At 63.4% G+C, this 14705-nt stretch carries 12 protein-coding genes; 4 read left to right on the forward strand and 8 right to left on the reverse strand.

Features of this window, described 5'->3' with window-relative positions:
- Nucleotides 1–76 precede the first annotated feature (76 nt).
- The 5 genes from QTI68_RS19705 to QTI68_RS19725 all read right to left on the reverse strand — a co-directional run bounded on the left by QTI68_RS19705 (nucleotide 77) and on the right by QTI68_RS19725 (nucleotide 7326).
- Entirely contained in the window at nucleotides 77–3070 is a 2994-nt protein-coding gene (locus QTI68_RS19705) for an anti-phage-associated DUF1156 domain-containing protein (RefSeq protein ID WP_286523726.1), read from the reverse strand.
- Nucleotides 3067–3654 carry an anti-phage-associated DUF3780 domain-containing protein gene (locus QTI68_RS19710; RefSeq protein ID WP_286523728.1) on the reverse strand — a complete coding sequence of 196 codons (588 nt, stop codon included), beginning with the start codon at nucleotides 3652–3654 and terminating at the stop codon, nucleotides 3067–3069. The genes QTI68_RS19705 and QTI68_RS19710 overlap by 4 nt, the downstream gene beginning before the upstream one ends.
- A complete protein-coding gene (locus tag QTI68_RS19715) occupies nucleotides 3651–6737 on the reverse strand; it encodes an anti-phage-associated DUF499 domain-containing protein (protein ID WP_286523729.1) in 3087 nt (1028 codons plus the stop codon). Before QTI68_RS19715 ends, QTI68_RS19710 begins: the two co-directional genes overlap by 4 nt.
- Complete coding sequence (locus tag QTI68_RS19720) at nucleotides 6734–6916, reverse strand: hypothetical protein (RefSeq protein WP_286523731.1); 183 nt, start codon at nucleotides 6914–6916, stop codon at nucleotides 6734–6736. Before QTI68_RS19720 ends, QTI68_RS19715 begins: the two co-directional genes overlap by 4 nt.
- A gap of 239 nt (nucleotides 6917–7155) precedes the next feature.
- Entirely contained in the window at nucleotides 7156–7326 is a 171-nt protein-coding gene (locus QTI68_RS19725; RefSeq protein ID WP_286523732.1) for a hypothetical protein, read from the reverse strand.
- An 84-nt stretch (nucleotides 7327–7410) separates the two neighbouring features.
- Here QTI68_RS19725 and QTI68_RS19730 point away from each other — a divergent pair, with 84 nt between their 5' ends.
- On the forward strand, nucleotides 7411–7632 hold the full coding sequence (locus QTI68_RS19730; protein ID WP_286523733.1) for a LexA family protein: 222 nt from the start codon (nucleotides 7411–7413) through the stop codon (nucleotides 7630–7632).
- Nucleotides 7633–7739: 107 nt separating this feature from the next.
- Here the strand turns inward: QTI68_RS19730 and glmS are convergent, their stop codons facing one another.
- The gene (gene glmS, locus QTI68_RS19735; RefSeq protein ID WP_286523734.1) at nucleotides 7740–9620 is read right to left on the reverse strand and encodes a glutamine--fructose-6-phosphate transaminase (isomerizing); all 1881 of its coding nucleotides are present in this window, start codon (nucleotides 9618–9620) and stop codon (nucleotides 7740–7742) included.
- Between the two features lie 134 nt (nucleotides 9621–9754).
- On the opposite strand from glmS, the gene QTI68_RS19740 reads away from it, so the two are divergent.
- Nucleotides 9755–10234 (forward strand): Lrp/AsnC family transcriptional regulator, encoded by a 480-nt coding sequence (locus tag QTI68_RS19740; protein WP_286523735.1) that lies wholly within the window; start codon nucleotides 9755–9757, stop codon nucleotides 10232–10234.
- 13 nt (nucleotides 10235–10247) lie between these two features.
- Here QTI68_RS19740 and glmU read toward each other — a convergent pair whose 3' ends face one another.
- The gene (glmU, locus tag QTI68_RS19745) at nucleotides 10248–11684 is read right to left on the reverse strand and encodes a bifunctional UDP-N-acetylglucosamine diphosphorylase/glucosamine-1-phosphate N-acetyltransferase GlmU (RefSeq protein WP_286523738.1); all 1437 of its coding nucleotides are present in this window, start codon (nucleotides 11682–11684) and stop codon (nucleotides 10248–10250) included.
- On the opposite strand from glmU, the gene QTI68_RS19750 reads away from it, so the two are divergent.
- On the forward strand, nucleotides 11683–12585 hold the full coding sequence (locus tag QTI68_RS19750; protein WP_286523741.1) for a DUF6279 family lipoprotein: 903 nt from the start codon (nucleotides 11683–11685) through the stop codon (nucleotides 12583–12585). The genes glmU and QTI68_RS19750 overlap by 2 nt on opposite strands.
- A 75-nt stretch (nucleotides 12586–12660) precedes the next feature.
- Complete coding sequence (locus QTI68_RS19755) at nucleotides 12661–13593, forward strand: hypothetical protein (RefSeq protein ID WP_286523742.1); 933 nt, start codon at nucleotides 12661–12663, stop codon at nucleotides 13591–13593.
- A 19-nt stretch (nucleotides 13594–13612) separates the two neighbouring features.
- Here the strand turns inward: QTI68_RS19755 and QTI68_RS19760 are convergent, their stop codons facing one another.
- Entirely contained in the window at nucleotides 13613–14704 is a 1092-nt protein-coding gene (locus tag QTI68_RS19760; protein ID WP_286523966.1) for an NAD-dependent epimerase/dehydratase family protein, read from the reverse strand.
- Nucleotide 14705: the final 1 nt, after the last annotated feature.

The following is a 14705-nucleotide window of genomic DNA, read 5'->3' on the forward strand; positions in this document are numbered from 1 at the left end:
CTGACGTGGGATGCAGCACCTCCGGCTCGCCGGAAGAAACAAGAGAGTGATGTGTAGATGGTCTCAAAGTGACCCCTTAGAGTCGCTGATTCCGGACTAGGTCGCGGAGTACTCTGGCATTGCTGGCCTCATCCGGCCGGAGTGCTTCCAACTTCTTGCTGAGATAGTCCGCTAGCTCGGTCACCACCTCCTGGTGGTTGTAGAAGTCCGGGATGTTGTGCGCGAGGTGGGCTACTACCTCGTCACCGTCTCTGTCTTTGCCAAGCTCCATGACTCCGTAGAGGATGCCACGCAGCGGGGTGTTGTAAAGCTCAGAACTCTCGTTCATCTCGGCTCGACCCAGTTCCGCGGCAGATTTCAAACGCGCCGAGTTTGCCTTCTCACTCGCCATCAGTGGGCGGAAGTCCTTCACCTTGAAAGCCTTCGAGAAGTTCTGGTAGTTGTCCAGAGTCTTTGCGCCGAACGATTCTAGGTCCAGCATCTTCAGGTAGAACCGCTCGGCAGGCTGGAGCCTGTCCCAGTGTGGCTTTTCTATGCCTCCCGGAACCAGCGCCTGGTTGGCGACACCGACAGCAAACTCGATGAGTTCGTCTACCAGTGTCTTCTGCCCCTTCACCCGAGGCCGTTGAGCTTCAGACGCCATGTCCTTACCATCAATGACCGAGTATTTTGTCAGCACGCGTAGCGCCGCCGCGTAGCCAGCCATCTGCAGGTCAGCGTCCGAGAAGAGGTTTTCATCGCGGTAGAGACTGCGAGTCTGCTGATTCAAGCCGGTGAGCGTGGCGACCTGGTCGTTGACCTCTTGCTCCAACTCCCACGCCAAATCGCTCTGATAGGTGCGCTGGTTGCCTCCCCGCTTCCTCAGGACAAGCAGAATCGTGCCTTTGACGTAGCTTCCTTCACGCAGCGCGTTGTCAGTCTCCGTTACCACGTACCAAGCGGCAGTGACTTGGAGTCCCGAGGCCCAAATGATGTTCGCCATGTCTGCCCATATGCTTCCGCTCTGGTGCGTGAACATCACGACCTGAATGCCGTTGTCAGGCATGTGCTCTCGCATCGCCTTGTACGCGGAAACCATTGCGCGTCGGAAGTCGTCGTCCTCACCTCGAACAGCAAGTGCGCGCCGGCTATCCCACACCCACTTGCCAAACTCCTCAGGCGGATTCTTCTCCACCCATGAGATGAAGAAGTCCAGGATTTCTTCGTAAGCAACGGCGTCACCGTACGGGGGGTCGGTCACATAGATGTCGTTCTCAATTTCAATGGCGGCGGCAGGCCTGTTCTCCTGAACAAGCTGCTGCCCACCGCCGATTGGATAGTTGCGGTACTCTTGGAGTAGGAAGCTGCCGAGGAAAGACCATCCTCGGCACCCGTAGTTCAGAAGGGTGTTCAGCGCTTGGTTGTCAAAGACGCCAACGGTCTGCCCGACGCCGCTATATGGGTGCCACCTGCTAAGTCGGCAGTTGTTGTTAAGAGCTTGGAAAAGAGCGAATTTGGTGTCTGCGGAGCCAAACTGGTTATACAGCCCGAAGACCAAAAGTTGCCGAGGATTAAAGAGGTGATGCCAGTGGGTCCAACCACGCTCCTTTAACAGCCTTGAAGTTTCTGCCCCCTGCTCAATTTGCGAAGAGGGAACCCAGCCCTGACGCTGCCAGTCTGCGAGGTGGCTTGAAACGTAGTCTTTGACAGCAAGTTCCCGGACTTCATCGTCCGCGGTCACCGAGCGGAACTCTGTCACCGTCTTCTCTCGCCCATTGACTTGGACAACAAACTGCCACTGCACCGCGTACAGGCGCTCTCTGAAAATGTCAGCCGCGGTGAAGTCGAAATCACCGCGACCCCATGCGCGGAGCTTGTTTTTCGGCGCGCCGCCGCTCGCATCTTGGTAGTCACCCCGGAGCGTTGCCAGCTTCGTCCGGAACGTCTTGCCTTTCGAGGGCGAGTGCACCATCGCTCCGTCAACGACAGTTCCTACCCCAGCGGCCTTGAAATCTGCGACCGATACTCCGCGACGTACTAGGACGTTGTATCGCTTCCTGCTCGCGTCCGGCTCCAAATCGACGATGGCCATGTGCCCCTTGCTTATGATGCGGCTAGGCAGGAGTGGGACCGTCCAGCCTGACTCGGGGCAAGTGGCTTCTACGCAGTACAGAAAGACCTTCGCCGTTGCGCCTTTGTCGTCTTTTTCGATTCCGAGGTCGTCGATGACGGCCTGGGCGCGACTAAAAACCAGCTGTTGGGCTTCGCGCACTGCCTGGCGTTTCTCCTCATCTGCGCCGACAATGTTTAGGGCGCCCCAGGTCAGCATGCATGCAACCGGGTTGAGGTCGGATGCATACACATCGCAGCCCAGGCGGGCTGCTTCAAACGGAATCTGGCCGGAGCCCGAGAAGGTATCCGCGACGCGCGGAGTGCGACCAAAACGCATCAGCCCCAACTGCTGGACGAGCTCGGGGAACGACGCGGCATCAGTGCCCAGATGAGAATTCACGCGCTTCCAGATATGCGAATGAACTTCGGTGTAGACCAATTCGGCGCGCTTGGATTTCTCCATACGGTCGCGATAGCTGATGCGGGCGATGTAGTCGAGCTCCAACCTCCGCACATCCTCTTCGGCCACGTCCTCCCGCCATCGGAAAGACGGCACGGAGCCGTCCTCGAGCTTGAAGTCCTCGACATTCAGGGGGGTCGCTCCCGGCAACTCCTCGGGGTAGTCAACCACAAAGTAGTCGTACAGATTGGGCATGGGCACCGAGCCGACAATGCTATCTGGGTCCGGGTGTCCCCAGCGCACGATGAACGACTCGTCGTCCATAGCCATCAACAGTTCGAAGACCTCCAGGTCTTCCTTCAAGTTCTGACTGGCCGGCAAAAGCGAACCGAGAATGCAGGCCTTGTTCAGCACCAGCGGCTTACGACCTTTCCAGTAGCTTCCAAGAGCAGTCAGCGTTTGGCTCTGCCGACCCTCCCTCTCTTTGAAGACTTCAAGAGAGAGCTTCTGTGCCGGTAGAACTTTCTCGATGAGAGAGGGCGCGTCCTTCAGGCTGAAAGGAACAATGTTCTGAGTCATGCGTTCTGAAAAAGTGGAAGCGAGTCTGCCGATGAGTCTTCTTCGGGGCGGCGCGGCCGCTTCTTCGCGAGTTCAGGAGCGACCCCGTCGGACAAGGCGAAGTACAGTGCTTTGCGCCAGCCGCGGTGAGCGTCGTCTGCCAGGCCGGCCTCTGAGACAGTTTGCGAGAAGAGCCACCAACGCTCCTCCGGCCGCAAGGCTGACCACTTCGCACAAACCACCTTGCGTTCGTCTTTGCTGGCGTGCTCGGCCGCCCAAGCAAGTACGCAGAGCTCCTTACCTAGAAGACGGTCCACCTTCGTGGAGCCTGCCTGCCAACGTCCGGTGAGCATCTTGTGTGTCTTCAGGCGGTCGTTGAAGTCGCGCCTGCACGACTCTGACACCGCACTCCAGATTTCCCGCGGCAGCACAGCGCGAACCTCGTCGTAAGGACGGCCCTGTTCGCCACCCTTCACTCCATAGTCCTCGATGATGCGCACCTCGCCTTCCTTCGCTGCGGGAATTTCCACGCGGAAGACGTGCGCGCCGAAGTCGTCCGGAGCGCCGAAGCCCACGGTCTTCTTCTTCGCCGAGGAAGCGGTCATTGACTTACCTCCGTCGGATTGACTGTCAGTCCGGTCTGTTCAAGGAATTCCTTCAGGTCGTGACCGTTGGCGAACTTCGTCTTGCCGAGGGTGACAACCACCGGTGCCTCCGGGTCAAGGAGTCCTGCGAGGTTGTTTAGCGTGGTCTCTAGGAAATCAGCGGTCAATTCGACGTCACCAGCCATGAACGTCACTGTCTTGGCGCCCTGGCCAACTATGACGCTCAACTTCTCGAACTTGACGCCGCGCTCTTTCGAGAACGTTACCGCTCCGAATGCTTGCTTGCGCGTGGTGAGCTTCTTGCCGCCCCCGGCACCGGTCAGAACTGCCGGCTTGAACGGGTCTATGGTCGGCCCCTCGACCCCGGCAGCCGGGAAGGAGAACGATTCCTTGGCTTCGATGCCGTCTGCTTCTGCAAAGGCGAGCACCTGCACCGCAGCATTCCCGATTTCGATGGGCCCTGCATAGGCATCGCCGTTGCGGGGCTCCCGGCCGTCCAGCGAGTACTTGATGCTTCCGGAAGGTGCAACCTTGAGCTCTACGACACGCTTGCCGCCGCTCGCCGCAAGATTGGCTCGAAGTTTGGGCTTTGTAGTCCATTTGAACGGGTCGCCCATCTCGTATTGGTCGGTCGGGTCCACCGCCATGAATTGAACACGCAACGCATTCGTTGTCAGTACATCCTCCTCGAGCACCGGGCTGGACGTAGTGACCACCCCGTCCTCGGCATAGTGGACTCGCGCGGCCGGGCCGGCGTTCACAGCGGTCACCCGAAGACGGACATTACCGGCGTCATCCGGGTCGGATTCTTGGCTCACTTGAACGTCAGTCTTCTTCTTCGCCGGCGCTTTCGTGACCCAGCCGGTGCCCAGGTCTTCCCATGCGCCGCGATTCACGGCGGTGGTCTTCAGGGTGTCCAGACCCTTTGGCGGCATCCAAGGCATCGCCGCCTTCTGCTGCGCCCTGTCCGCCACATCGGCCCACCGGGCGTCAACTTGGCCCTGGGGCCAAAGCAAGTCTTCTGCTTTGGAACGGAGGGCGTCAAAGTCCGCCTCCACATCCAGGTGCAACTTCTTCGGCTGGGAAGTGAGCGTCTTTTCGATTTGCTCCTCCCCGTTGAACGGAAGTTTCGCGTCGCGCTTCATGTCAAGCGGCTTGCTACGGAGCTCGGCCGACTTGTCGCCGAGCTGGACGGGGAACATCACTTTGTCGAAGATGTTCAGGAGCGTGGACGTAAAGTCCTGTTCGTACTGTTGGTGCTTGGCTTCGTAGTCCTCCCGCTGCACGTGCTGCTTCGGAATCCGTGTATCAGCCTTGATAGCAGCAAAGACTTTTCGAGCCGCAGCATCGACGCTGGCCATTTGCGTTTTGTCGCCCGTGAGTACAAGGATGTTGTTCTGCTCGCTGAGGGACTGAAAGAACTCCAGAACCGCAGCGGGCGGGAGCTTCGAGTCCGGGTCCACAATCAAGAGCACTCGATTGCGCCGGACCTCATCGGCGACCTCTGCGAGCTTCGGCAAGGCAACAACCTTCGTGTAGGCCGACTTGCGCACGGGTGCAAACATGTCCTCCAGGCGTTTTTTCACCAGCTCGTCGACTTTGTTCTCCGGAGCTTCTTGGGCCAGGCTTTGAAGCAGCTTGGTCAGGTTCTCCTGGCGGTCAAAGTAGAACTTGTTGTCTTGGTTATGGTGGAGGTACCAGGCCTCGCCTCGCAACGCGTCAAATGCAGCGCTGTAGTCCTCAACACCCTGAACGGGCGTAACCACGCATTCCAGGATTTCTTCCCGGCTGAGTCCCTTCACCGCATTGACTGCAGTGGATAGGCTGGCCGTCAGCAACAAGTTTCCGACTTCACTGGTCGCCTTGTTTCCTGTATGCGCGTCGATGACTTGTGCATGCGCACCGCTATTCGCGTCCCAGAGGTCACGCGAGATGACGTCGCGCATTCCCGAAACTTCTGCCAGTTTTTCGCGCACATCCGCGATACCCAAGTCGAAATGCTGAGCGCCGACTAGGTACACGTCGTTCGCATCGCGCTCCCACACCGAACGCAAGAGGCGCGAGACCAGCTCCATCAACCCGCGGGTCTGTTTGAACTGCTCGTTCTCCTTGAAGAGGGCGACGAGGTCCTTGAGCCGCGGGTGAAAGGGATACGTGCTGCTGATTTCGTCAGCGATTGCTTCGGCGCCGCGAGAGATAGTCTTCGACTTGGCAGCTTCGGCCAGGGCGGCTCCAAACTTGGACGCTACGTCGTCGATAACCGCCGTGTCCGGAAGCTTCTTGAACAGACGCTTGCGCAGAATGTCGTAGACCTCATTGCCAGCCAGGTCGACCGGCGTGATGGTCTTCTCTTGCCGTCCGAGTTCTTTCCGGGCGTCGGCCAGCGCGCGCTGAATCATTGCGCCGCCCTCGCCGTACGCCGCATCGAGGTCGGAAACCACCACGCACACGTTGGACAGCTTACCCGCCGCACTGAGCATGTTGGCAAATGCCCGTGTGACGATGTCGGCAACTGTGCCCTGGCCGACAGTCTGCGTGCCGTAGTACTGGAAGTACGGAGGCATCTCGTCGAGCAGAATCAGCGTGGGCGAGTCGGATTTGAGCAAGTCCGTCCAGGCCTTCTCGTCTGGAGCCTTGGGCCCGTTCATCCAGTAGTCGGTGAACTTGCCCGCCTGGTCCAACTGCTTTGCAACTTCCCCCCAGATATAGTGGGGAGGGTTGTTGCGGCCATTGAATGCCACGACACGGGCAGACGTGAAGGCGTCCTGATAGGGGATGTCCGAGCAACGGGAGGCACGCAGCTTGTCGCTTCTTGCGACCAGGCCCATGCCGACAAGGAGGTGGGTCTTGCCGCCGCCCATGGCCTGCTTTAAGTGGAAGACAGCATTCGACGACTTTCCTGCCAATCGGGCGATGCCGCCTCCCAACAGGTCTCTCATACCGCCAGTGATATGAGTCTTCTCGAAGAAGGCCATCCCGTCGCCTTCTGTGGTGATAAGTTCGTCGAGTTGCTCAATCTGGTCACTGATGGTGATTGAGAGCGCGTTGTCCTGGAGAACACAGGCGTCGCGAACGGTTTTCATTGCTCGTCCCTCTTGCTGGTAGTTTGGATTGCGGCTTCGGAGGGTGGGAGCGTGACGCCGTGGTCGGCGCAGTACTTCATCACCATGACCTCAAACATGTTCGAGAGCGTTCGACACTCGGCAGCAGCAGCAGCCACCCAGAGACCGCGAATTTCCGGGGTCATCTTCAGCGTCGTCATCTCCGTTTTTCGTTTGGGCCGGGCCATACCTCTACTGTAGGGCACATCGTTTACATATCGCTCTGGTAAATACGTTGGAAATCTGTATTTTTGTCCAGTGCGGCGAGCTATTGTTCGAGCATTTCTGTAACGAATAGGGCGCATGACCACAGAAAAGACGTCCTTTCGACGGCAACGGGCAACTTCACGCAAGGAAGAAGGTATTTGTCGTGGGTATTTCGGCAACGCACCGCTGCTATCTACAAAAGCAGCATCGCGAACGAACAGACATTCGTCTCGAAGAACACGACAGCCGATACCGACACCAGCAGCTGGACCTCCGGAGCTACTGGAAGCCACCACGCATTTCTTTCGATGGCGAAGCTGTGCGACGTGGTCGGCCTGGCCTCGAAGGCCAGCGTCTTCGCCATGGTCTCTCGCTTGACGGACGCCGGCTATGTGCAGCGTGTCGAAGGCCTCATTGCCCCGACCAAGCGCTCTTTGCCAGGCCGCTTGTGGGCCCGGTGCGCGCCGGGCTTCCGAAGCCCCGCGAGGACGAGGACGGCTTCGAGGTCCTCACCATTCCCAACTACCTGGTCCCGGACCCGAACAGGACGTTCCTCGCGCGCGAGAAGGGCGATTCCATGCGCGACGCCAGCCTGCTCGATGGCGACATGGTGGTCGTTCAGAAGAACGACCCCACGCGGGTGGGGGGCCACCCATGTAAGCAACTCTGATTGCCCTCCCCAGGACCGGAGTCAATGACTTTGTTTCCTAGTCAGCAACTCTGTTCCGAGTCAGGAGCTTCATTTCCCACGCACAGCGCACCCAGCGCACAGCGCCCCTATTCCACCGTCACGCTCTTCGCCAGGTTGCGCGGCTTGTCCACGTCGGTCCCGCGCGCGCATGCCGTGTGATAGGCCAGCAGCTGCAGCGGCACGACGTGCAGCAGCGGCGACAGCGCACCGTAGTGCTCCGGCATGCGGATCACGTGGACGCCCTCGCTGTTCTCGATCCGCGTGTCGCCATCGGCCAGCACGTAGAGCACGCCACCACGGGCGCGCACTTCCTGCAGGTTGCTCTTGAGCTTCTCGAGCAGCGCGTCGTTCGGCGCCACCGTCACGACCGGCATCTCGCTGGTCACCAGCGCCAGCGGCCCGTGCTTGAGTTCGCCGGCGGCGTAGGCCTCGGCGTGGATGTAGGTCACTTCCTTGAGCTTGAGCGCGCCTTCGAGCGCGATCGGATAGTGCAGGCCGCGGCCGAGGAAGAGCGCGTTCTCCTTGCGCGCGAAATCCTCCGACCAGCTGATGATCTGCGGCTCGAGCGCCAGCACCGACTGCAGCGCCACCGGCAGGTGCCGCATCTCCTTGAGGTAGCGCGCCTCGTCGGCATCGCCGAGCCGGTCCTTGGCCTGCGCCAGCGCCAGCGTGAGCAGGAACAGCCCCGCCAGCTGCGTCGTGAAGGCCTTGGTGGATGCCACGCCGATCTCGACCCCGGCACGGGTGATGTAGGCCAGCTTGCACTCGCGCACCATCGCGCTGGTGGCCACGTTGCAGACGGTCAGCGTCTGCTCCATGCCCAGCGAACGCGCATGCCGCAGCGCCGCCAGCGTGTCAGCGGTCTCGCCCGACTGGCTGATGGTCACGACCAGCGTCTTCGGATCGGGCACCGAGTCGCGATAGCGGTATTCGCTGGCGATCTCGACCTGGGTCGGGATCTTCGCGATGCCCTCGAGCCAGTACTTGGCGGTGCAGCCGCTGTAGTAGCTGGTGCCGCAGGCCAGGATCAGCACGCGGTCGATTTCCTTGAAGACGCGCCATGCCGCCGCGCCCGGCGCACCGTCGACGCCGACGCCGTCGAACAGCTCGGGCACGATGCCCTCGACGCCTTCGAGCGTGTCGGCGATCGCGCGCGGCTGCTCGAAGATCTCCTTCTGCATGTAGTGCCGGTAGGGGCCGAGCTCGGCGGCGCCGCTGTGGGCATGCACGGTGCGCACGGTGCGGGTCACCGGCTTGTGCGCCCGGTCCACGATCCAGTATTTGCCGGGCTGGATGTCGACCACGTCGCCCTCCTCGAGGTAGACGATCTGGTCGGTCACGCCGGCCAGGGCCATCGCATCGCTGGCCAGGAAGTTCTCTCCGCCATCCTGTCCGACGCCGAGGATCAGCGGCGAGCCGGCGCGGGCGCCGACCACCCGCTGCGGCTCGTCGCGGCAGATGGCCGCGATGGCATAGGCGCCGTGCAGCTGCTTCACGCTGGTCTTCACGGCCTCGAACAGGTCGCCGTCGTAGTGGCTGTCGATCAGGTGGACGATCACCTCGGTGTCGGTCTGGCTCGCGAACACGTAGCCCTTGGCCTGCAGCTCGGCGCGCAGCGCCTCGTGGTTCTCGATGATGCCGTTGTGCACCAGGGCCACGCGGCCGGGCCGGCCGGTCTCGGCATCGGCGCCCGGGCCGTGGCTGAAATGCGGGTGCGCGTTGTGCACCGCCGGCGCGCCATGCGTGGCCCAGCGCGTGTGGGCGATGCCGGTGCTGCCCTCGATCTGGTCGTCGCGCACATGGGCCAGCAGGTCGGCGACCCGCGACGTGGTGCGCGCGCGCTGCAGGCCGTGGGCGTTGACGGCCACGCCGCACGAGTCGTAGCCGCGGTATTCGAGCCGCTGCAGGCCCTGAACCAGGACCGGGACGATATTGCGACCGGAAACGGCGCCGACGATGCCACACATGTGATCTGCTCCTGAGGTTGGAGCCCTGATGCTAGGCTTCGTCGATTGAAATTTGAGATCGACTTATTGTATTTTTTGTCGAAATATTTCACCAATCCAATGGCATCTAGTTTTATTTCATAATTCACATTGAAATGAAATCTGAAGACTTGGACGACATCGACCTTCACCTGCTCGACGCCTTGCAGCGCGACACCTCCGCCAGCAACCAGTCGCTGGCGGAGCGCCTGAACATCTCGCCCCCGACCTGCCTGCGTCGGGTGCGGCGCCTGCGGGCGGGCGGATGGATCGCCAGCGAGGTCGCGATCCTCGACCCGGTGCGGCTCGGCCCGCTGCTCACCGCGGTGATCGAGGTCTCGCTCGACCGGCAGGATGCGGGCTCGCTGGAGGCCTTCGAGCGGCGGGTCGCGCCGGACGACGCGGTGCAGCAGTGCTACCGCGTCTCGCCCGGGCCGGACTTCGTGCTGATCGCGACCGTGCGCGACATGCCCGCCTACCAGGCGCTGGCACAGCGGCTGTTCACCAGTGACGCCAACGTGCGCAACGTCAAGGCCTTCTTCAGCCTGCACCGGGCCAAGTTCGCGCCGCGGGTGCCGCTGCCCGCCCCGGCCTGAGGCGCGGCGCGGCTCAGGCCTTCGGGGCTTTCTGCGGCCGCTGCCAGTTGGCGAAGCTGGCCTGCTTGGCGCGCGAGATCGTCAGGGCGCCGGGCTCGGTGCTCTTGGTGATGGTCGAGCCGCCGCCGATGGTGCCGCCGGCGCCGATCGTGATCGGCGCCACCAGCACGCAGTTGCTGCCCACGTGGACGTCGTCGCCGATGATCGTGCGGTGCTTGTTGGCGCCGTCGTAGTTGGCCGTGATGCTGCCGGCACCGTAGTTGACGCGCTGGCCGACCGTGGCGTCGCCCAGGTAGGCCAGGTGGTTGGCCTTGGCCCCGGCCGCGAGCGTGGAATTCTTGACCTCCACGAAATTGCCGATATGCACCTCGGCGCCCAGCCGGGCTCCGGGCCGCAGCCGCGCGAACGGCCCGACCAGGGCACCGGCGCCCACGGTCACGCCGGCCTTCTCGCCATCGATGTGAGTGAACGGATGGATCACCGCGCCGGTCTCGATGCGCGCGTTGGCGATCACGCAGTTGGCGCCGATGTGCACGTCCGCGCCGAGCGACACCGCACCCTCGAAGACACAGTTGACGTCGATCTCGACGTCGGATTCGCAAACCAGCGTGCCGCGCAGGTCGAAGCGCGCCGGATCGGCCAGCCGGACGCCCTGCGCCATCAGGGCGTGGGCCTGCCGCAGTTGGTGGGCACGCTCGAGCGCCGCCAGCTGCGCCGGGCTGTTGACGCCCGCCACCTGCAGGGCATCGTCGGTGCGATGCGCGACCACCGGGACGCCGTCCACGACGGCGAAGCCGACGATGTCGGTCAGGTAGTACTCGCCTTGCGCGTTCCTGTTGTCCAGCCGCGCCAGCCAGGTCTTGAGCAGCCGGGCCGGCACCGCCATCACGCCGCTGTAGATCTCGCGGATGGCGCGCTGCGCCTCGTTGGCGTCCTTTTCCTCGACGATCGACTGGACCTCGCCTTCGGCGTCCTGCTGCCCCTGCACCCGGACGATGCGCCCGTAGCCCTTGGGGTCGTCGACCTGGATGGTCAGCAGCGCCAGCCGGCGGCCCGCGCTCTCGGCCACCAGCGCGCGAAGGGTGTCGCCGCTGATCAACGGCACATCGCCCGACAGCACCAGAACCGTGCCATCGTCGGGCAGGAACGGCGCCGCCTGCTGCACGGCATGGCCGGTCCCGAGTTGCGGCACCTGGCGCGCGAATTGCGGCGTCACGCCGGCCACGGCGCCTTCGAGCGCCGTCTCGACATCGGTCGCGCCATGGCCGGTCACGACCACGACATGGCGGGCGCCGATGTCGGCCACGGTATCGATCACATGGGCGACGAGCGCACGGCCGCCCAGGCGATGCAAAACCTTGGGCAGGCTGCTTTTCATGCGCGTGCCCTTTCCGGCCGCCATGATGACGACGTCGACCGGCTCCTGGTTATCCTTCTGAATCTGATTCATGCCACTTTCCCGAATGCGTTGCGCAATGCTGGCGCGGATTATCGGCGCGCTGATGGCCGCCACGCTGCTCGCTTCCTGCAGCGCGCTCAAGCTCGCCTACAACAACCTGCCCGAAGTCGGCTACTGGTGGCTCGACGGCTACGTCGACTTCGACGACGCGCAGACGCCGCGGGTGCGCGAAGAACTGCAGCAGCTGCTTGCCTGGCACCGGCGCAACGAGCTGCCGAAGGTCGCCGCCCTGCTGCAGCAGGCCCAGGCCCTGGCACCGGGCGAGATCACGCCGGCGCAGGCCTGCGAATTGCTCGATGCCTTCCGGGCGCGCTTGCTGGCGGTGGCGGAACGCGGCGCGCCGGCCGGCGCCGAACTCGCGCGCAGCCTGAGCGAGGCGCAGTTGCGGCAGATCGAGCGCAAGTACCAGAAGACCAACGCCACCTACGCCGAAGACTGGCTCGCGCGCAGCCCGGCCCAGCAGCGCGAGAAGCGCTACGACCAGTTCCTCGATCGCAGCGAGGATTTCTACGGTCGGCTCAACGCCGGTCAGCGCGAGCTGCTGCGCCAGCAGGTGGAGCGTTCGGCCTTCGATCCGCTTGCGGTCGACGCCGACCGCAAGCGGCGCCAGCAGGACGTGCTGGCCCTGCTGCGCCGGGTCCAGGCGCAGCAGCTGCCGGGGCGCGAGACGCAGGCGCTGATCGAGGCCTACGTGCGCCAGGTGTCCGAGCCGGCGCCAGGCCCCGCCGCCGCGCGGCAGGCGGCGATGATGCAGGAGGCCTGCGACACGATGGCAGTGCTGCACAACCGCACGACCGCGGCCCAGCGCGAGAAGGCGGCGCGGCGCTTGCAAGCCTACGCCAACGACCTGCGCCAACTGGCGGATGTCCAACGCGGCGCCGACATACCCTGAACATGCCCTGAACATGCCCAGACCCCCGTTTGTAGAACGTTTGTTTACAATCAGGCCCAAATCGTAACTAGACCCATGACCATCACGCTCTGCACTCTGTTCGAAGGCAACTACCACTATGGCGTTGCCGCATTGTCGAATTCGCTGATCGCCTCGGGCTTCTCCGGAGACTTCTGGGTCGGCTATCGCGGTGCGCTGCCGTCGTGGGTCGTGGATTCACCAGACTTCGACCGGGCCAGCGGCGAATTGCGGGTCGCGCCGACGCTGAAGCTGCACATGGTGGAAATCGACACCCCGCTGCACTTCGCGTACTACAAGCCGACCTTCCTGCGCGAGGTCTTCGAGCGCCACGCACCCGAGGCGACGCTGGTCGCCTACCTGGATCCGGACATCGTCCTCAAGTGCAAGTGGCCGTCGTTCGCCGCTTGGTTCACGGAGGACGGGATTTCGCTGTGCGAGGACGTCAACCCCAACCTGCCTGAACGGCACCCGAAACGTCTTATGTGGCGGCGCTTTTTCGCGGCGCACGGCGTCACCTCGCAGCGCAGCATGGAGCGCTACTACAACTCCGGCTTCATCGCCGTCCCGCGCGCGCACATCGCGTTCCTGGATCTGTGGAGCCACTTGTGCGACCTGGTGGTCGACCACAACAAGGGCGTCAAGCACTTGAAGGCGGGCGATGCGAGCTCCCTCTTCCATTCGACGGATCAGGACGCGCTCAATTTCGCCCTCACCGTGAGCGAGGTGCCGCTCAACACGGCCGGGCCCGAAGCGATGGACTTCGTGCCGGGCGGCTACTACCTGTCGCATGCCATCGGCTGGCTCAAGCCGTGGCACGGCAAACACATCCGGGAGGCGCTGCGCGGGCAACCGCCGCGGCTCGCGGCCAAGGCGTACTACCGGTTCGCGAATGCACCGATCAAGGTGTGGGGGGCCGCCGATCTCGCGCGGCGGCGGCTCGATCTGAAGATCGCCACCGCAATCGGCCGCGTCTACCGCTCGGCCTGACCCGGCCGGACTCGCTGCCTCACCGCTTCGCCGGGGGCTCGGTGACCCACAGGCCCGCGAGCCAGCGCGCGCTGCGATCCAGCCCTTGCGCAGCGCTCAGCGGCGGCGCATAGCCGAGCACCTCGACCGCGCGATCCATCGGCAATCGCGTCGCGCAAGTGTGCAACTGGCTGATCTCGTAGTCCGCCGAGGGCGAAGGCGCCTGCGGCAGCAAGAAGCCGCTCGCGATCGGGGGTGCCGTGTAGCGCTCCAGACCGGCCTTCACCGCATCCTTCAGCCGCCGGCTGAACATCGGAAGGATCATCCGTGACGCCGGCACCTGCTTGGCCCACGCCACGCGGTCGCGCAGCGAGCGCGTCGGCATGCCCGCCGCGGGCACCTCGCGGAAGTCCGACATGTCGAAGCCGAGCGCCTGCGCCAGCGGCTGGTAGAACTCGCGCCACGTCATGCAGGTGCTGTCCGCGACATAGAAGGCGCCCTCGGTCGCGCGCGCATGCGCGAGGCCCAGCTCGATCGCATGAATCAGGTTGTCGACGTAGATGTGGTTGCAGAACCCATGGCCGCCCTCGACCAGGAACGCCTGCTTCGAATGCAGCGCGCGCGGCAGCCCGCCGAACCACTGGCAGCGCGGCCCGTAGACGATGCCCGGCCTCAGGATGCAGACCTCCACGCCCGAGGCTTCGCGCAGCACGCGCTCGGCCCGCACTTTGGCGTTGTTGTAGTCGTTGGGCTGGTCGTCCTTGAGCGGCGTCGCATCGTGGGTGCCTGCCGGCGGGTTCTGCCCGTGCACCGAGGCGCTGCTGAGGTAGACGAGCCGGCGTACGCCCGCGGTCTTGCACGCCTGCACCGCGGCCTGCGCGGCGGCGACGATCTGCGCGGCATCGCCGACGATCGCATGCACCATCGCGTCGCAACCGCGAACCGCTTCGGCCAGCGAGGCCGCGTCGAAGATGTCGGCCTGCTTCCACGACGGCAACGCAAAACGCGCCATGCGGGCGAGGCTGTAGGGGCTGCGCACGATCGCACGCACATCGTGCGTGCCGCCGAGCACCCACTTCTCCATCAGGCGGGTGCCGACGAATCCGGAACCTCCGAGCACCGCGACTTGCATG

The organism is Variovorax sp. J31P207 (genome assembly GCF_030316965.1).
Taxonomy (GTDB): domain Bacteria; phylum Pseudomonadota; class Gammaproteobacteria; order Burkholderiales; family Burkholderiaceae_C; genus Variovorax; species Variovorax ginsengisoli_B.